13 protein-coding genes are annotated in these 18547 nt (G+C 58.7%); 9 read left to right on the plus strand and 4 right to left on the minus strand.

Annotated features, from left to right (window positions below):
* Positions 1 to 491: 491 nt before the first annotated feature.
* Positions 492 to 1601, minus strand: coding sequence for an acyltransferase family protein (locus AC0L2X_RS13620; protein ID WP_473557862.1), 1110 nt, complete (start codon positions 1599 to 1601; stop codon positions 492 to 494).
* A gap of 64 nt (positions 1602 to 1665) precedes the next feature.
* Complete coding sequence (locus AC0L2X_RS13625) at positions 1666 to 2454, minus strand: class I SAM-dependent methyltransferase (RefSeq protein WP_473557863.1); 789 nt, start codon at positions 2452 to 2454, stop codon at positions 1666 to 1668.
* 488 nt (positions 2455 to 2942) lie between these two features.
* On the opposite strand from AC0L2X_RS13625, the gene AC0L2X_RS13630 reads away from it, so the two are divergent.
* From AC0L2X_RS13630 to AC0L2X_RS13665, 8 genes are all read left to right on the plus strand, one after another.
* Positions 2943 to 3653, plus strand: a complete 711-nt coding sequence (locus AC0L2X_RS13630; protein WP_352489794.1) for an AAA family ATPase — start codon at positions 2943 to 2945, stop codon at positions 3651 to 3653.
* A 90-nt stretch (positions 3654 to 3743) separates the two neighbouring features.
* On the plus strand, positions 3744 to 5027 hold the full coding sequence (locus AC0L2X_RS13635) for a hypothetical protein (protein WP_473557867.1): 1284 nt from the start codon (positions 3744 to 3746) through the stop codon (positions 5025 to 5027).
* Between the two features lie 291 nt (positions 5028 to 5318).
* On the plus strand, positions 5319 to 5552 hold the full coding sequence (locus AC0L2X_RS13640; protein ID WP_352489796.1) for a Trm112 family protein: 234 nt from the start codon (positions 5319 to 5321) through the stop codon (positions 5550 to 5552).
* Between the two features lie 329 nt (positions 5553 to 5881).
* Complete coding sequence (locus AC0L2X_RS13645) at positions 5882 to 7105, plus strand: glycosyltransferase family 4 protein (RefSeq protein WP_352489797.1); 1224 nt, start codon at positions 5882 to 5884, stop codon at positions 7103 to 7105.
* Positions 7102 to 8358, plus strand: a complete 1257-nt coding sequence (locus tag AC0L2X_RS13650) for an O-antigen ligase family protein (protein ID WP_352489798.1) — start codon at positions 7102 to 7104, stop codon at positions 8356 to 8358. The genes AC0L2X_RS13645 and AC0L2X_RS13650 overlap by 4 nt, the downstream gene beginning before the upstream one ends.
* Positions 8359 to 8362: 4 nt before the next feature.
* Positions 8363 to 10360 (plus strand): asparagine synthase (glutamine-hydrolyzing), encoded by a 1998-nt coding sequence (gene asnB, locus AC0L2X_RS13655; RefSeq protein WP_473599936.1) that lies wholly within the window; start codon positions 8363 to 8365, stop codon positions 10358 to 10360.
* A gap of 1 nt (position 10361) precedes the next feature.
* Entirely contained in the window at positions 10362 to 12578 is a 2217-nt protein-coding gene (locus AC0L2X_RS13660; protein WP_473557872.1) for a GumC family protein, read from the plus strand.
* Positions 12575 to 14152, plus strand: a complete 1578-nt coding sequence (locus tag AC0L2X_RS13665) for a lipopolysaccharide biosynthesis protein (protein WP_352489801.1) — start codon at positions 12575 to 12577, stop codon at positions 14150 to 14152. Before AC0L2X_RS13660 ends, AC0L2X_RS13665 begins: the two co-directional genes overlap by 4 nt.
* 147 nt (positions 14153 to 14299) lie before the next feature.
* Here AC0L2X_RS13665 and AC0L2X_RS13670 read toward each other — a convergent pair whose 3' ends face one another.
* Both AC0L2X_RS13670 and AC0L2X_RS13675 read right to left on the minus strand, forming a co-directional pair.
* Positions 14300 to 15415, minus strand: a complete 1116-nt coding sequence (locus AC0L2X_RS13670) for an NAD-dependent epimerase (protein WP_473557875.1) — start codon at positions 15413 to 15415, stop codon at positions 14300 to 14302.
* A 246-nt stretch (positions 15416 to 15661) separates the two neighbouring features.
* Positions 15662 to 16372, minus strand: coding sequence for a helix-turn-helix transcriptional regulator (locus AC0L2X_RS13675; protein ID WP_473557877.1), 711 nt, complete (start codon positions 16370 to 16372; stop codon positions 15662 to 15664).
* A gap of 286 nt (positions 16373 to 16658) precedes the next feature.
* On the opposite strand from AC0L2X_RS13675, the gene AC0L2X_RS13680 reads away from it, so the two are divergent.
* Positions 16659 to 18398, plus strand: coding sequence for a PAS domain S-box protein (locus AC0L2X_RS13680; RefSeq protein WP_473557879.1), 1740 nt, complete (start codon positions 16659 to 16661; stop codon positions 18396 to 18398).
* Positions 18399 to 18547 lie beyond the last annotated feature (149 nt).

An 18547-nucleotide genomic window follows, 5' to 3' on the forward strand; every position in this document is an offset into this window, starting at 1 on the left:
TGGTCAACGGATGAAACGTCAGCCAGGTTAAATCCGGCTTGTGCAATTTCCGTGCCTGATCCGCCTGACGTGTAATGCAGAGTGGTCATCCAATATTCCTTTTTCTGTTTCGACTGCGCCCTACCTACAGACAGCGTATATTAGCGCCAAATCACATACCGGCACGCGGTGTGAGAATCTTTGATCGTAAGTTGATAAACATCGCGACGTTCTCGCCGATAAGCCTTCGATGGGGTGTCAGGTCGCAAGAGAGTCTCGCGCCATGTGTCGGACCTGGCGTGCGCTATCTGGGGCGCGCATCGCCGCTCTTGAAGCTCCGGTCTAGCTTGAAGAAGGGCCTCGTCATGCCGGGTGCTGGGCATCGGCTTAGCCGTCAACGAAATCGGAAGCGGGACGCATCCAGTGTGCCGTACAGCCGTGCCAAGCCCCAGATGCTCCAGTGTTTCGCTATTAACGCGAATCTTTCTGGGACACCCGCCGAGAGCTTGCGATCATGATGTTCGTGCGGAAGAGGTTGGCCGGATTGGCTGCGAGGCTGGTGCAAGGCGACATATCCCGGACATCAGGGCGCGGACAAGCGGCTTGCGTACCGGCGTCTCGATGAAGCGCCAGACGAGAAAAGAGGCCAGAAGGACCCCGGCCAATACAGCGACGAATGCGGCGTCCTTCCCGACATGCGGCGCCAGCGCGTTAAGCGAAACATAGCCAATGTACTGATGCAAAAGATACAGCGGATAAGTCAACCCTCCGAGCATCATGACGGTCTTGGATGGAGCAATCATGGAGCGGAGCAGTATCGCGCCAGCGAAGACTCCGTAGACCACTAAATTGGCAGCGAGGAGGGCAGGATACGAAATGGCTGCGCCAAAGTGCTCCTGCATCCAGTTGTGAGAGAACATTATGGTCTGGCAAGACACCAGGAACGCGACGGCAAGAAGCAAGAACGCAGCCGGCGAACGACCCCTTGCAACGATGTCTTCCGCGAGGATGCCGGCGGCAAACAAAGGCGCATAGTTTGTAATAAAGAGAATGCGTATCACCGTGTTTCCAAAGAAGAACTCGTTGCTTGCCGAAATTGCGAGCCAGATGGCAGCGATGGGTATTTTCCAGCGCTGAAAGGCACCTGCAAAGATCAGCACCGCAACCCAGCCGTAGAACAGGATCTCGAGCATGATCGACCAATAGGCGCCATCCATGGATGGTCTGCCGAAGAGGCGGGCGAACATGGAAAGATTGGCTATATAGGTTGCAACATCAGTCGGGAAACGCTGGTCTTTGGCGACGACGAGAAAAACAAACGTCGCGGTCATGCAGACGAGGAATCCGGGGTAAAGCCGGGCGAAGCGGGCGACCGCGAATTCTTGCCAGCTTCGACCTTCGGCCGACCACGCGATGACGAAACCGCTGATCAGGAAAAACAGATTGACGCCGAGATAGCCATAGATGGCGTAAGGTGCTGCGGCAGGATATTCCACATCGAGACTTCCGGCGATCGCGCCGCCGAAAAGATAATGATAGAGTACGACCGCGAGGGCCGCAGCCAGGCGCAGCAGGTCGAGTGATGCCATGCGCGCCGGAATGGCCCTACCTGCCGGTTCCACAGCTACCTCCCGCAGCCGTTTCAGCTTTTGACAATCATCAGCGGCCTGATCCGCAATACCAGTGCTAAAGCGAAGACTGCAAACCGGCGGCGGGCCAAGCCTTTACCTTCTCAAGTACGAACAGCTGCTCGCAGGACAGGAACCGCAGGACGCTAAAAGAGCGTACCAGCTTGAGCCCCGCCGCCGCGAAATCCTGTCGTGCAACCGTGAGATTGACAGGATGAGGCGCCGACATCCTTCCGGTGATCATCTTCCGCAGCCTTAGCCGTATTCTCTGGAGGCGGGTGCCAAGGCCGTAGGATACGATCAGGCGACGGCTGGCAACGCGCGCGAGCTCAATGATAATGTCGCGCCTGAGATGTGGCGGGATAAGGTGAATGAGGCGAAGACAGACCACCGTATCAAAGCTTTCGTCGGCGAACGGAAGCTGCGTCACGTCACATCGGATGAATCCCCGAAAACCGGATTGACCTTCATATGCTGACTTAGCCAAGGCCATCATTTCCATTGAAATGTCTGCAGCCAGCACCCGACAATCATGCTGGCCCAGCACGCCGGCCAGCTTCCCGGTTCCGCATGGGATATCGAGCACCTGAGATGGAGGCGGGCTGCACCTCTCCAGCGCCTTGGCGATGCAGCGTTGTTCCCGTCGCGCAATGACGTATGACGCAACGGTGGACAGCTTCAACCGGCCTGCATAGCCGTTCAGGTACCAGCTCGCAAAACTCGGATCTTGATATCTCTGTTTTGTCGGGAGCTCATAGGCCGCGACTGCCGCGACCTTGGCGTTGTAATTGGCAGGTATAGCCGTATTTGCCGCTGCCGTCTGATGTGGCTCGAGGTTCTCGCTCATATGCCTGCTTTCATACGATTTCTCCTGCAGATGAGATCGAAGATTTTGTCCGACACGTTTATTGGATAGCCGACCAGGCTGCCCTATTGGCGATAGAGGGGATAAACGGCCAGTTGGCTGCGTCCATCACAGAGAAGGTTTCCAGAACGCTGGGTGTCTCGCATCCCTCGAACGGATGAGACATGGCGAACTCATGACTGCCGCGCCCTCGCGGAAGTGTGCAGGGGAATAGGGCTACTGCACAGCCCTGTCGGAGACGGAACGGTAAACGGACGGAAGGCAATCCGGAAGGGTAGTGACCCGAAACGCAATCCTTCCGTTCACGATTTTGGCGTCCGTCGATATCCCAACGTGACCACACCGTCATTCATACGGATGGCGCGGATTCCTGGCTCGTCGGCTAGACATCCCAGGAAGAGATGGGCGTTCGCTTCAGCAAATGGACATGACGTCACTGCCAGTAGGCTTCCCTCAGTCTGGATTAAAAGATGATCTTGGAGCTATTTGGGCCGTCCGGTGCTGGTAAGACGACGTTAGCGTCCGAGCTGGTGCACGTTTTGCGAGCTCAGGGCTACTGTGTTGTTTTGCAGACCGGTGACCGTCGACACCCGGTTAGAAGGGCCGCCTTCAAACTGGTTTCCGGCTTGCATTCAAAGTGGATCGGACAGCGTTCTCTCGGTGCAGAAGTGCTTAAGATTCTTCCACCCAAGAATGAGCTGTGGGCGGCTCGCCTGAACTGGCATCTTGAAGCTCTTCTTCAAGCTTGGCGCGCGGCAATAGCGTCCAATGACACGATCTCAATTTTTGACCAGGGTATGGTGCAATTCGTATGTTCACTGGTTTTGTTCAGCGGCATCACGGATCGTGAAAGGGTGTCGCGCGCGCTCGAGCTTCTACCCAAACCGGACCTGCTTGTCCGATTGCAGGCGCCAAGAGAAATTCTAGAGGTTCGGCTGAAGGAACGCCGGCGTAACCTCGGTATTATTCAGAAGTTCCTCGAAGTCGATCTGCAGAGCAGTCTTGATCATATTGACCACGTTAATCTCATTGAGGAACAACTTGGATCGTTTCCGGTGCCAACAACTTGCGTCGAAAGTTTAGATTCGAACGGGCTCACAGCCGCCACAGAAATGATAGCGCGTGGAGTAATCGACAAGTTCGGGGCGGCGCGGGCGAAATTTAAAAGAGTTGAAGCTTAGAGAGATGCGGTTCTTAAAGCGTCGATAAGAAGATATCCAATAAGACGGAAAATCGAATTATTGAGAAGAAACCGCGCGAGTTGACATGACATGCGCTTTTTTCGCTACCAGACTGCCTTGGCGTTGACGTTAGCTGCTGTCAGCGCGATATCGATAGTCATCCGCGGGGCGGTGAGTGGAGAGGACGTCGCATCGACAAAGTTCGTCGCGCCGGTAGCCACGGACCTGCCGGATTACCTGCACGCCGCGAAGGATGCGGCATTTGGCACAACTTTCACCCGAATAACCAAACCCGGAATGCTCGGCGCCGGCATCGCATGCGGGAGCAAATATTGCAGCCACCGCTATTCGAGCGCCCAGGCCTGGAATTCGGATCAGAGCCTTCTTGTCATCAGCAACGGCTGCGGCGGCTTATGCTTCCTGGATGGGCGCACCTACGCTCCGCTTTTTCGCCGTGTTCGATCGATCGAATGCGAATGGCACCCTCGCGATCCCGACCTGATGATCTGCGTCGGCGGCCGGAAAATTTCGACCTGGGCGCCACGCACCAACCATGAGGAGGTCCTGTTTGTTTCGACTGACGGCAGCAAGCTCCAGTTCGGGCCATATAAAGGCAATCCAAGCCGTGACGGCAGCCGTATTGCCGTACGCGCGGTTCGCCGGGACGGCAAAGCGGTGGTCTTTGCCTACGATCTCAAACAGCGGCGGAAATTTCCGGAAATCGATCTAGCACAGCTTGTCGGGGCCAACGGCGCCTGCTCAATCTCGCCGCTTGGCGTCAACATCTTATGCATTCAGAACCTGAAAGACGACACTCAACAGACGTTCATCTTTTCTGTTGACGGCGTTCTGCGCCAGAAATGGACTGAGCATCATCGGCCTGGCCATGGCGACATGACCGTCGATGCCGACGGCAGCGAAATCTATGTGGGGATCAGTAAGTCCGATCCGGACATATACCAGGTGATCAAGCGAAGGCTGTCAGATGGGAAAGTCACCTCGCTCATGAGATATGGTGAAGCACAGCATGCGTCGCTCAGGTCGCTGGACAGACCCGGTTGGGTGTTCCTTAGCTATTCGGGCAATCCGGACGAAGTATCGAAATATCCGGCTTGGGCGCCATATGCACGGGAAGTCATCGCGTTGCGCATCGACGGCAGCGGAGAGGTCCGGCGCATTGTGCAGACGAACAACGTTCCATTCGACTACTGGAGTGAGACCCACGCCTCGCCGTCCCCGGACGGTTCACAGGTGATCTGGTCAAGCAATTGGGGAGTACCCGGCGGCCCGGTTTACGATTTCGTCGCCCGTATTGACTGGCCGGAAGGATCAGACACTGGCTCGAGAGCATTAGCCGCGAGCGGTCTTCAATAACGAAACCTTCCGGTTGCCTATGGCGATATCGCCGATCGTGCTTGCTCCATTCACGCTTTTAACGCCTCACGTTCAACTTCGCCGACATACGGGTCCGTTCATGTCGATTCATTCAAACGGACGACGACAGTGGCCAAGCCTCCACCTAGCGTGATTGTGCAGTTTGCAAGGCTTATGACACTTGCCGGAATCCTACGAATTACAGCGATGACGTCGGGTGACGGCTTGTATCGCGAAGGGCGCTCGCGTCGGAGCTCACTGTTGATGTCGCGGCCGAGAAAGGAATAGCAGATGGATTCGGATAAGCGAGCCGAAGAGAATGCCTCGTTCAACTCTGAGTTGTTAGAATGGCTGGTATGCCCAATGACCAAGTGCTCACTTGCCTGGGATTCGGATCGCGATGAACTCGTTTCGAAGAGCGCAGGACTTGCCTATCCGGTTCGCGACGGCATTCCAATCCTGCTAGCCTCGGAGGCACGGACGATCACCTCCCGCGTGGTCAAACTTCGCGCATCCAGACGATGATGGGAGCCGCGCTAAAGCAGGCGGCTTTCCGACGATAGCCAGCAATGACAGGAAAGTGTGCCGCGGAGCGCGAGCTGTCTGCGGACCCGGCTCGGCACCCGGGCAGTGGCGACCTCTTTGATGCAACGCGCGACGACCTGAACCGGCTGGGTACGGCGGCCCGTTGCCGGGACAGGGTTTGCGTCATTTAAACAGACGAGGACAGTGGCAAGACCTGCCCCTACCGTGACCATGGGCGAGATGGGTAGCGAAACCAACACCATGAAAGCAAATTCAAGGGCCGGCCACTTTGCGCGATCGGACTACAGCGAACGGTCAGGAGACGCAGGATGAATCCGCATCTCGTGTGTGTCGGAGGCGAGGATCATGCCCTGCGAATTCCGTTCCTGATGTCGCTGCGAGAGAAGGGATTTCGGGTTACTGCGGTGTCGAGCGGCGGTGAAGCCGCATTCCTGCGGCATGGCATTCCGCATCGCAGCTACGGTTTCGACCGATTTTCCAGCAGCAGCGGAGAATGGGCCGCTATCAGAACCATTCGAAAGCTGATGGCGGAACTCCGGCCGGACATTATCCAAAGCTTCGACACCAAGCCCAACCTGGTGACGCCACTTGCGGTGCGCGGGAGCGTTCCAGTCGTGCGCACTATCAACGGTCTGGGCTGGACGTTCTCGTCCCTGGAACCGCGCGCTCTTGCCCTGCGCCCAATCTTTTGCGGACTGCAATGGCTTTCGTCGTTATGGACGGCGGCTACGGTGTTCCAGAATCGGGACGATCAGGCATTCTTTGAACGCTACCGACTGATCGGACGCGGCAGCGGACGAGTGATCCGCAGTTCTGGAATCGACGTCGATGCGTTCGCCATGGCAAGGCATCTTGCCCCGTCGGCGATGAAAATGCGCGAAGAGCTTGGGCTCCAATCCGCCGAGATCGTGATTTTTGTCGGCCGGCTAACGCGCCAGAAAGGCATCCCGACACTCCTCAAGGCAGTCCCTCGCATCCTGTCGGAAAGGCCCAATGCCCGTTTCGTGCTTGTCGGGCCATTGGAATCCGAGGGCCCGTTTGCAGTGGACAAGGCGGAGATCGATCGGCATGTGCCGCATGTCATCGCGTTGGGTCTACGACGCGACGTTCCTGCCCTTCTTGGCATGGCCGATCTGTTCGCCTTTCCAACACAATACCGAGAAGGGATTCCGCGCGTCCTGCTGGAGGCAGGGCTCGCAGGATTGCCTATCGTCGCCTCGATGATGCCTGGTTGCAATGAGGTGGTCGAGGACGGATGGAACGGCTATCTCGTCCCCCCGCACGATGCGAACAGCCTTGCCTCTCGAATTATAGAGGTCCTGTCCGACCGCCGGAAGGGAACGACCATGGGCGCTCGCTCTGTCGAGCTCGTCCGGACGCAGTTCTCGCTGCCCTGGGTGGTCGAGCAATATTGCGATCTCTTCGACAATGTCCTTAGTGCCAAATCCCGGGAGGGCATCGCTCGACCGGCATCGCCGGTGTTGCTTGAAGAGCCTGCTGCAAACCGCGGATCCGGTGGAGCACGCCGATGATCCGGGACGCGATCCTGGCCTGCGGCGTTGCCATGTCGTATGCGGCGCAGCTCTCAGTTCCGGGCTTGCCCTTCGGCTATGGCGAATTGTTTCTCGCGCTTTGGATCATGCTGTCGATCGGGCGGGTGCTCGCCGGCGGTCACTTGGTCGTCAGGCCCGCCCTGATCCATGTTGCGGGCTTCTGGCTGATCATCACGCTCGCTCTGGGTATTGGAACCATCGTCGGCTACCTGACCACGGTGCTGTATCTGTCGGTGGTGATGCACGATGTCATAGCCTACCTGCTGCTGATCTGCGTCACCTGCCTGGCCGCCGCGGAGCCCGACGCGGATCGCCGTCTGCGCAGTACTGCCTGGTGGGTGGTCGCTATCGCGAACGCATGCTTTGTTGTTCAGTTGGCACTTGGATGGGGTTGGATTCACCAATCCGGCGTCGATCCCTGGTACTGGGATCGCTTCCGAGGCTGGTCAGAGAACCCCAACCAGCTCGCGCTCTATTGCGCACTCTTTGGTCCGCTCGCCTTGCATCTTGCGACGACCACAAGCAAGCCGTGGGCGAGGTTGGCCGGGCTCAGCAGCCTTATCCTGACCATCTATATCGGAAGGCTGACGAAGAGTGATGCCTATCTTTACACGACGGTCCTGGTCGGCCTGATATTTGTTGGGCTGCGGGTTCGGACATGGCTCGCAGCCGGTGACGGCAAGGTCAGCCTGTCCCGGCAAGTTACCCTTCTGCTGATGATTGGCTTCCTTCCGTTGGCAATGTCGATGACGCCTTACATCGTCACGGAGGTGGGCAGCGTCGAACAGTTCGCCTTGAGTCTTACCAAGGACAAGGGCGGCCAGGGGACCGCCGAAACCGCTGCACTTCGAATCCAACTCTGGGGAGATGCATTGGACAAGGGCCTAACGTCAGGATCCCTGGGCCTTGGTCCTGGCCCGCATCTGGAGCGCCCCCCCGTCGGCGACAGCCAGTTTCTGCCCCGACCTTTCGAAGCCCACAACACGATTCTCGATCTGTACACGCAAGGTGGTTTGGTTGCGGTCCTGGCCCTGGCCTGGATTGTCGGCGCGGCGGCTTTATGCGCGTGGCGTGCGAAGCTCGATGCCCTGTTCGTGTTGGTGGTGTCGATCGTCATTTTCGGAATGCCACATCTGATCATCCGCCATCCAATCGTGTGGTTTGCGCTTACCATTTGCCTTGTTGCCGGAACGCCGCGAACGATTTCGGCAACCTCCAGCGACCTGAGGTGATGGCATGTGTGGGATTACCGGAATTCTCCTTGCACCCGATGCCGCCAACATCGAGCCGCTCAGGGCAATTGGCCAGATGACGACGGCCCTTCGTCATCGTGGGCCTGACGGCGAAGGCTTCTGGATCAATCGCGAAGCCGGCATCGCCTTCGGCCACAGGCGTTTGGCTATAGTCGACCTATCGGAAGCAGGGCGCCAGCCGATGCATTCGGCAAGTGGCCGATATACCATTACCTTCAACGGCGAGATCTACAATTTCCGCGATCTGCGCCGCGAGCTTGAAGACGCTGGCCATCGGTTCCGCAGCGCCAGCGATACCGAAGTGATGCTGTGCGCAATCGAGAGCTGGGGTCTCGACACCGCACTGACGCGCCTCGCTGGCATGTTCGCATTTGGATTGTGGGATCTAAAGACCAGGACCCTCCATCTCGCCCGCGACCGAATGGGCAAAAAGCCGCTCTTTATTGCTGCAACGCGCGATGCGCTCGTTTTTGCCTCCGAGCTGAAGGCAATCCATCGTTTTCCAGGTTTCTGTCAAGAGCTCGATCTCGACGCGGCCGCGACAATGCTTTCGAAGGGATGGGTACCGGGTAACAGTTGCATCTGGCAAGGCGTATTCAAGTTACCTCCAGGCTCGGTTCTGTCTGTGACGGCGGCGGATTTTGCCGAGGCGCGCAGTGCCGCATCCCTTTCGCAACGCGCCCGACACTGGTGGTCGCTGCCTGAAGTCGCCGCGAACGGACGACAGAATCCGATCGCCGGCACCGACGACGAACTGACCGACAAACTCGACGACCTGCTTCGACTTGCCGTCCGGGAACGCATGATAGCCGATGTGCCGCTGGGTGCCTTTCTCTCTGGTGGCCTCGACAGCTCCACGGTTGTGGCGCTGATGCAGGCCCAATCGCCAAAACCGGTGCGCACATTCACGATCGCTTTCGGAGAAGACGGGTTTGATGAAGCTCCCCACGCCGCGGAGGTCGCGCGGCACCTGGGCACCGATCACACTGAACTCCACCTTTCAGCAGCCGCTGCGCGCGAAGTCATTCCGGAACTGCCGCGGATCTGGGATGAGCCGTTCGCCGATGAATCGCAGATACCGACTTTGCTCGTGGCGCGGCTCGCTCGCCAACACGTTACGGTGGCCCTGTCAGGCGACGGTGGCGATGAATGCTTCGCCGGTTACGCCCGTCATTTCATGGCTGCGCGGTTGAAACGACAGCATGCGCTGCCGTCGCCGCTGCGTCACGCCCTTGCTGCAGGCGTCGGATTGCTGGCCCGTGCAGCGCGTCACGATTTCGTCGGCATGCTGCCGCTTTCGGCGAGTGGACGGCACGCGCTGCGGAGCGACCGGCTGCATCGCCTCGCTCGGCTGCTCGCTGCACCAGATGAGGACGAATTGTATCGACGGCTGACCGGAGCATCGACCGGGAGCCTCGCACTCCACACGCCGCCCACATCAATTCAAGGGTCCCCCCGGCTTGATGGCCTGCTGTCCCGTCTCTTGTACGACGATATGGCCGGTTACCTGCCCGACGATATACTGGTGAAGTTGGACCGCGCCAGCATGGCCAACAGCCTCGAAGGCCGGTGCCCGCTTCTCGACCATCGGGTTGTCGAATTCGCCTGGCAGCTGCCGGCACATGCGAAGGTCCGCAATGGCAAAGGCAAGTGGCTTCTTCGTCAGCTGCTTAGCCGCTATGTTCCGCAACGGCTGATCGACCGGCCGAAGCAGGGTTTCGATGTTCCCATAGCAGTCTGGCTGAGCGGCCCGTTGCGCATCTGGGCCAGCGATCTAGTCGCCGATATACGCCTCTCCGGAGATGGGATCTTCGACTTTGCGAAGGTCGAAACCTGCTGGCGCGACCATCTTGACGGAAGTCAGGATCATTCTCGCGATTTGTGGCCCGCGTTGATGTTCCAGGCCTGGCGCAACGAGGTCGGGCGGTCCGCCGGGCCGGCAACGGGCATGTCCACAGCGCTCGAACTGACAGGAGTATGAGATGGAAGGGTCCATAGTCAGCCGAATTCACCTTCCGCGCGCCACTGACATGCACGTGCCGACGCGCGAGATCAACCCGCGCATGAGGCCATTCCTGCGCGAACAGGTCGACGCGCAGACCCCCTTCCATCAACTCCTCACTACCATTGCGAGGAGAAAATGGTTCCTGCTTGCAATGGTGATTTTGGGCGGAGTGTTGGCTGGGCTTGCGGGTTTTGTGCGTCCTGTCCTGTTCGAGGCGACCGCACAGGTGATTGTCGATGCTCCTGGCAGGAATGCGGCTCCCGGAGGCGCGGATTCTGCTCAGGAGATGCTGGATGCGAGCATTGATGACCACTTAACCATGCTCTCTTCGCAGGGGCATCTGCGTCGCGTGGTGGCAGTCCTACGCAAGACAGAGATCGGCAATATTGCTGAGCAAGGTGATATCGGTAATTCCCGCGCCGCCCCGGTAGGCGGCAACCTGCAGAACATGCGCACCTTCGCAGCCGGTCTGCTAGAAAGGATTTGGCCGCAGGGCAGGCCGGAGGCGGCCGATGCAGCCGAACTCAAGGCATTGCGGAAGGGCATGAGGGTTGGACAGGAACTGAGATCGAGGGTGATCACCGTCGGCTTCACTGACGACGATCCGGCGCGAGCCGCCCTGGTGGCCAATACGTTCGTCCAAGTATACATCGACGATCTCGCACAGAAGCGCAGGGCGTCAGACAGGCTGGAACTCGCCTCGATCGTCGCCAGCCTGCCGGTCGTACAAAGCGACCTGGCGAAAGCGACCGACCGCCTGGAAAAGTATCGACTGAGCCATGGCGCGGCCGATCAAGGTGCGGCGGATAACGCTGCCAAGGAGACAGCCGAACTTAGTCAGCAGATATCGTTGTCGAAAGCGGATCTCTCAGCGACGGAATCTCGCCTTCAGCACATCGAGGCTTTGCGAGAGGAAGGAGCATCGGTCGCGGCGCTCGCCGAAGCGATCGGGTCTCCGGTGTTGGCCGACATGGCGGCCCGCCAAGCCAACGACAATGCGGATGCGGGCCTTAGCACTGCGATCAACGGCGAGATCGAACAAGGCACTGCTCGCATTGTGGCGGAGGCGAACATCTACCGTGCCCAGATTGCTGCTCTGGAGGGGCGTAAGAATGTGCTCGATGCGGTGGTGGCCGACACAGCCGGCCGGCTTTCCGGCTTGCGTGCGCTCGAGCCGCAGGTCAGCATCCTGACGCAGCGATACAACCAGCTTCTCACCCAACAACAGGATCTGGTCCAGCGCATCGCAACGCCCTTGCCCGGGGTCTCTATCCTTTCAGCGGCCTGGCCGCCGACTAATCCAAAAACCCTGCCGCCCGTCTTTCTTATTCCGCCCGGCATGATCGTATTTGGCCTCATTGGCGGGATCTTCGTCATGGTCCGCAGCCGTCTCAATCAGACCTTGCGCGGCGGGGCCGAAGCTGAAGCCGCGCTCAGGGTTCCGTGCCTGGGGCTGATACCGGAAGCGCCCACAATACACGCGAAACGACTACAGCAGCTGGTTCTCGGCCAGCAAAACTGCAGCTACAGCCGAGCCGTCACCTCTCTCCTTGTCACGGTGACGCTCAACAAGGCGAGGGGCCGCGCGTCGCACGTCATCCTCGTAACGTCCAGCGTCCGGCATGATGGCAAGACCGAGCTCGCATGGAGCCTCGCCTTGGCAGCTACCCGACTTGGGGGACGAGTGCTTTTTCTCGATCTTGACGGCACGGGCGCCCGCCTCACGAACGAGTTTCTGAACGAATTCGGTGCGTTCAAGCCGCATAAATCCTTTGGAGACTATATGAGCGACCGTTGTCCCCTGCACGACGCGGTCACCGGGATGCCCGAAATTGGCATTGACTTCATGGCACTCGCACCATCGGAGGATTTGCTGCCGCAACTGTCCATGATCGACGGGTCTCTGGTCACAGATGAGCTGCGCTCGATGTACAGCATCGTCATCATAAATGGACCACTGGGCCTTGGAGGACCTGAGGCCAGGCTACTCACGGGCTGGGCTGACGCGGTTCTTTTCGCTGTTCGCTGGGCCAAGACGCGCCGCAGCATCGCGCGTGGTGTTCTGCAGTTGCTGACGGAGAACGAGACGGCTCAGGTCCCCGTAGGCAGCGTTCTCACGCAGGTCAATCTCAGGAAACACGCCGGCTACCGGTTTGGGGACAGCGCGGATCTCTTGCTCGAGAGAACATCATGAGTGTCACATGCGGGATTCCGCGTAACGACCGCCACGGCATTCGGCCTGTCGAGCGGAAGATAATATCGACGATCTCGCAGTCCGGAGCCGGGTCCGCGGCCAAGGGCGATCAGGGCGATGAAATGCGCGAGGCCGGCGCAAGAGACATCGACGATTGCAGCGATCCGAAGCTCGCCCGCTTCCCTGCGGCCGCCGTTGCTCCAACGAATATGGTTTTGCCGCACAAGGAGGACACGGGCAGGGGTCTCGGCTACGCCAGCATTTTCGCTCTTTTGGTCTATATCGGGGGTGCGGGCCTGACCAGCTTGGCGCAGTTGTTGATTGCGCGCATCGTCGGCTCCACCAGCTATGGCATCTATTCCTATGTTCTGGCCTGGACCTCGGTGCTTGCCTATCTTGCAACGCTTGGTTTCCATGTATCCTTGTTACGTTTCGTCTCCGCTTACAGTGCCAAGGGGCGGCTTGACCTGGTACACGGCGTAATCAGGTTTGCTCTGCAAAGGTCGCTTGCGGCAGCGACACTATTCGGCATCATTGGCGCCGCCTTGGTCTTTTTCTTTTCAGATCCTTCTCACAAGGAGCTTCAAATCAGCCAGCTGCTAGGCATGGCAGCAGTGCCTTTGGTCACCGCCTACGCGTTGGGCGCAACACTTGTTCGTGCTTTCGGCGGCGGTGTCTCGTCCCTCCTGCCGGAACGCATCGTGCGCGACGGCCTCTTGTTGACGTTGCTGGGAATGGCGGTCTTATCCCGATCATGGACCCCCAACGCACCCTTGGTGATGCAGGCGGTGCTGGCAAGTTCAGCCATCACGGTCGGCCTGGTGTTCGTCATGGCGGCAAAATTTCAGCCGCCTGGCTTGCGGCAGGCTCAGCCAGCCGACGAGTCGCGGGAATGGTGGTCCGCAGTTCCGCCAATGATGCTCATGGCTGGGCTCGATGTTTTCATCAGCCGGGCCGGGGTCATGGTGCTGGGCTGGACGCATCACATTCGCGAAGCAGGCATTTTCGCATTGGGATTGAATGTCGCCTTGCTTGTGAGCCTTTCCCTGGTTGCCGTCTCTACGATGTTTGCGCCGACAGCGGCTGCCCTTCATGCCCGAGGCGATCGGCTCGCTCTGCAGCAGCTGTTTTCACGGGCCGCCCTACTTTCCTCTGGTGGGGCTCTAACGATGGCCATCCCGATGCTTGCGATTATTGAACCTCTGTTGAGCTGGTTCGGCGGGGATTTCAGTACCGCGGCACCCGTCGCGCGGATACTCATTCTCGGATATGTCTTTGTCGCGCTGTGCGGCCCCCAGATGCTCCTCTTGATGATGACCGGAAACGAATGGGCGGCAGCCGTAACCATGATCGTCGGCGCTGCGGCCAGTGTCATAGGCTGTGCCACAGGAATTGCGCTCTACGGCGCGCCGGGCGCCGCAATCGGCCTCGCGCTTGCGTTGGCGATTTGGAATGTGGCGATGTCGATCTACATCAGCAAACGGCTGAAAATTATCCCTGGGCTGATCTTTGCGCTAACATCGTTCAGAACGCACGCAGTCGAAGGCCAGCCGCGACATTGGTTCCTGCGCTGATCTGAGACCGTCGCCCCGATACGCGACGACATCAGCGTTCAGGAATTTCGAGTCCAGGGTTGTGTCGGATAGAGGCTGGCGAGGGCGGCTTTCTGGCCGACGCGTTACGCGGCGAGTGACAGATCATCGCCCGACAGGCCGCGCGGCCTACACGGTGGCCTCATCATTCACCAACGTCTGTTGCCGTATGCTGGCCGCGGCATCCGTTCCATGAAAGTCCCGGTACCATTCGACAAAGCGTTGCACTCCATCCTCGAGCGGTGTTGCCGGGACGAAGCCGACGGCCTGGCGAAGATCGCTGACGTCGGCGCGCGTCTCCAGAACGTCGCCAGGCGGCAACGGCACATCGACGCGAAGCGCCCGGCTTCCAAGAGCGGTCTCGATGATCGAAATCAGCCGGTTGATCTCCTCGGGCCGGTCGTTGCCGATATTGTAGACGCGATATGGCGCGGAACTTGTGGCAGGGTCGGCGGTGCAAGGGTCCCAATTCGGATCTGGCCGCGGTGGTGCGGCAAGTGCTCGAACCACGCCCTCAGCGATATCGTCGATGTAGGTGAAATCCCGCCACACGCGGCCGGCATTGGCTACTTGAATTGGTTTGCCCTCGACGATCGCGCGCGTGAACAAGTAGACCGCCATGTCGGGCCTGCCCCAAGGGCCGTAAACGGTGAAGAAGCGCAGTCCGGTCACGGGCAGGCCGAACAAATGGCTGTATGAATGCGCCATGAATTCGTTCGAACGCTTGGTGGCGGCGTAGAAGCTGACGGGATGATCGGCGCCGTGGTGTTCGGAAAACGGTACGGTTCGATTCAAGCCGTAGACGGAGCTCGAAGAGGCGTAGACGAGATGACTGACGCTGTGATGCCGGCAGCCCTCAAGGACGTTGAGAAACGCCACTACGTTCGATTGCACATAGGCGTGCGGGTCAACAAGTGAATGACGCACGCCGGCCTGAGCCGCGAGATGGACAAAGTGTGACGGGCGAACGTTTGAAAACAGCAACTGAACGCGCGCGGCATCGGCCAGATCCATTCGCACCGGCGTGAATTTCGCCTCGCTACAGAGGCGTGCAAATCGCGCTTCCTTGAGCCGCAGATCGTAGTAGGGCGTGAAATTGTCGACGCCCACGACTTTGATACCGAGACGCAAAAGCCGTGAGGCCACGTGAAAACCAATGAAGCCTGCGGCGCCGGTGACAACGATCGGTCCTGTCCGTGCAAGTTTCTGCACCGCGCGGTCCGAACGGGATCGAGCGATTTCCATCTTCTCCGCTGCGGCAAGGACAGACTCGCTGCATAGATCGTTGTCCACTTGTCGCCTTTCGAATCCGTTCGACGGTACCGAATAGCCGGTCCGGGATTGCGGCTTTCGATATTTACGCTGGCGCATAGAACCTAGTGGAGTGCGCAATCCGGTGCACGACCTGCCAAGTCATGACACGCCAACTTGCGTGGTTTTGAATTCCGGGCGGCTGCCGACGTCCGGCGATTGGATCTAAGTGGCAGGCCCTTACGGCAGGACCGAAATACGCCCAAGAAGGGCCACCAGTTCCGCCTGGCGTTTTGTTTCGGTCTTGGCGAACAGCGAGGCAAGCTGGGAACGGATCGTGGTGCGGCTGAGACGCCAGCTGCGGGCGATCTCCAAAGGTGCGTCGCCCTGGGCCAAGCGCAAGGCGAGGTGCGTTTCTGCGCTCGTCAGGCCAAACATTCTTTGCAGCGTGCGAGGATTTGGCCCCGACCTGTTGTCGCGATCCAGCAACGCCACAATGCTCGTCCCCTCGGGAGCGATAACGCCGTTCTCGTTCAGTATCACCGGTCGGTCGCCCCTGCTGCGGATCACCACCCAAGACAACGAGCCCGGCAGGAATTGGCCCGGAACATTCGCGATCAGCCGCCTTAGGGCGGCCGTAAGTCCGCTCGCCGTGTCGGCCGCTTCGCCCTGGCGCTCAAGCGTGGTTTGGGCGGCTGCGTTCCACTCGACTACTTTTCTTTCGCGATTCAGCACGAGATAGCCACAGCCAATGCGATCAAGCACGCCGGTTATGGATTCCAGACTGCGGCCTTTTTGTTCGCCGAACCTTGCGTCCAATGGATCCGATGCGCGATCAGGAAGGTGACCAGAAGAGGGCCGCGTATTCCGCGCTTCAAAATCATACTTGGTCCTCGTTGCAATGTACCGATTGCTCGAAGAAGCATCGACCTGTCTATCGATCAGATTCATTTTCTACCCCTAACCCAAAGTTTCACACGCCCGAAATAAGTATTCGGGATTCATGTAGTCTTCTATGTGTCGCTGGATTCTAGTCTTCTATGCGCTGACGGATGATATGTTCATCACCACCTTGAAAACTTAATATGATCCGACAGTTCTAAGGCAGCTCCTAGGCCCCGCTGCGTCCGATAAAATGCGCGCTATGATAGCGGTGTGGCAATCCGGCAGTGGTACTAAGCTGTACGTTTTTTGCTCTAGTCTCGACGGGCTAGTCAGAAGGTTGTAGTCTGTGTCCATGAGCTCGCAGTCGCGCAGGTCGAATTCGAACCCGTCGGGCAGATTGCTAACTCATATTGCCTCTGCATCGGTGTTAGCTGCCACACTGATATTTGAAATAAAATCGTCAGCCTATATTGGGCAAGGCGCCAGTTTTCTGGAATTTATTCCGGCTATTATTATTATCGCCTATCTCGAAGACCGCGTACCGGCGCTCGCTGCGACCATTCTGATGGTGGCTGTCGGGCTGTGGGCACGAGGACACGATCAGATTTCAAGTGGAGATTGGGCACGGGCAATCCTGCTTCTGGTTTCGGGCGGGGTGATTGCCATGACCTTCCATCGCCTTAGGCAGGACTTGCGTGAGTTGCTGGAAGTCGCGGAGGCCAGGCTCGCTGCCGTCGAGGCGACCGAAAGCCGCTATCGTTGGGCCTTCGAACGTGCTGCCCTGGGATTCGCGAACACCAACGAGAAAGGTGAGTTGCTGCAGTCCAACAAACGCCTTTGTGAGATGACCGGGTACAAGGAGGAGGAGCTTGCCCAATTGCAGCTCGATACGCTCACCCATCCGAACGACCGGCACACCTTGGCGCAATTGTTGGCGAGGCTGGGCAATGACATCTCTTCGTTCGTTTCCGAGGTCCGTCTGTCAAGAAAGGACGGTACGGCCTTCTGGGCTCGGCTAACGCTTTCTTCGTCCGTACCCAAGGGGGGGCTCTCGGAGAGCATCTTCGTGGTGGTCGACGATATTTCGGAACGACGCGCTGTTCACGAAGCGCTTCGGGCTCAGAAGGAATGGCTGGACCTCGCTCTGTCTGCTGGACGCTTGGCTACGTGGCGCATCGACCTTAAAAACGGGACAGTCACGGGCTCGGACACGTTCTGGGACATTCTCGGCCTGGCCCGGGCCAATAGCCGCAGTTTGGAGGAACTGTCAGCTGTCGTTCATCCGGCGGACTGGCCAAAGCTGGCGGCATCGAGAAAGGCCGCACCATCGGTCACGAATTACGATGTTGAGATACGCGTCCGCCGACCGGACGGACATATCCGCTGGGTTGCGCTGCGCGGAAGGGAGGAAAGACATGATGATGGTGGACAGCGGCTTGGAGTGGCTGCCGACCTGAGCGAGAGACGACAAACCACGCTGCTGCGCGCCGCGGCAAAGAAGCGGGAGCGCATCATGCTCGAACAGCGTCACAGATTCGGCAATGTTTTCGCGGTGATCACGGCGCTCGTGAAGATGGTCGATGTTCCCGGAAACAACGTCGCCAAATACAAGGAAATGCTGATCGACCGGATACGCGCGCTCGAGGCAACCCATCTGCTTCTTTCACGCAACGGCAGCGTATCGGGGGCGATAAACGATCTCGTTGCGCAAGAATTGCACCCATATATTGGAACACGTGCGATATCGGTCAGCGGTCCTTCCGTGGCGATGTCGGGAGGCGCCGCCGAGAGTTTTGCAATGATCGTTCACGAGCTTGCCACCAATTCCATGAAATATGGAGCGCTTGCCGATCCAAAAGGCCGGATCGACGTAAGCTGGACGTTCGCACCTGAAGAAACAGGCAGTGATATCGTGTTCGAGTGGGTGGAATCGGGGCGGCGTAGGACCTCAAGCGTAGTCCGTCATGGCTTCGGCTCCATGATAATCGGAGTGGATGGAGCGCCGCTTGTCGGTCACTCTCCCAGGCTGGAAATATCGGACCAAGGGTTGCGGTATTCGCTGCGGCTGTCACGCAAGGAAATCGGATTGTAGTGCAGTGCTCCAATCGGAAAGCAGATATCTAAAAGGCGGGTCGCGCTGAGCGGCCTTTGAGATGCGCAGGGTTCCTTCCAAGAATGTCGTTGGCCCAAAGCCGCGCTGCGGCTTTGGGATATGCAGTAATATGCGTGAGGAGTCTTGGG

The organism is Mesorhizobium sp. WSM4828, from assembly GCF_055811175.1.

Excerpts from the sequence above, each read along its gene's own strand:
- AC0L2X_RS13625 (WP_473557863.1), bottom strand. The coding sequence starts at position 2,454 with ATGAGCGAGAACCTCGAGCCACATCAGACGGCAGCGGCAAATACGGCT.
- AC0L2X_RS13630 (WP_352489794.1), top strand. The coding sequence starts at position 2,943 with ATGATCTTGGAGCTATTTGGGCCGTCCGGTGCTGGTAAGACGACGTTA.
- AC0L2X_RS13635 (WP_473557867.1), top strand. The coding sequence starts at position 3,744 with ATGCGCTTTTTTCGCTACCAGACTGCCTTGGCGTTGACGTTAGCTGCT.
- AC0L2X_RS13640 (WP_352489796.1), top strand. The coding sequence starts at position 5,319 with ATGGATTCGGATAAGCGAGCCGAAGAGAATGCCTCGTTCAACTCTGAG.
- AC0L2X_RS13645 (WP_352489797.1), top strand. The coding sequence starts at position 5,882 with ATGAATCCGCATCTCGTGTGTGTCGGAGGCGAGGATCATGCCCTGCGA.
- AC0L2X_RS13650 (WP_352489798.1), top strand. The coding sequence starts at position 7,102 with ATGATCCGGGACGCGATCCTGGCCTGCGGCGTTGCCATGTCGTATGCG.
- asnB (WP_473599936.1), top strand. The coding sequence starts at position 8,363 with ATGTGTGGGATTACCGGAATTCTCCTTGCACCCGATGCCGCCAACATC.
- AC0L2X_RS13660 (WP_473557872.1), top strand. The coding sequence starts at position 10,362 with ATGGAAGGGTCCATAGTCAGCCGAATTCACCTTCCGCGCGCCACTGAC.
- AC0L2X_RS13665 (WP_352489801.1), top strand. The coding sequence starts at position 12,575 with ATGAGTGTCACATGCGGGATTCCGCGTAACGACCGCCACGGCATTCGG.
- AC0L2X_RS13670 (WP_473557875.1), bottom strand. The coding sequence starts at position 15,415 with ATGGAAATCGCTCGATCCCGTTCGGACCGCGCGGTGCAGAAACTTGCA.
- AC0L2X_RS13675 (WP_473557877.1), bottom strand. The coding sequence starts at position 16,372 with ATGAATCTGATCGATAGACAGGTCGATGCTTCTTCGAGCAATCGGTAC.
- AC0L2X_RS13680 (WP_473557879.1), top strand. The coding sequence starts at position 16,659 with ATGAGCTCGCAGTCGCGCAGGTCGAATTCGAACCCGTCGGGCAGATTG.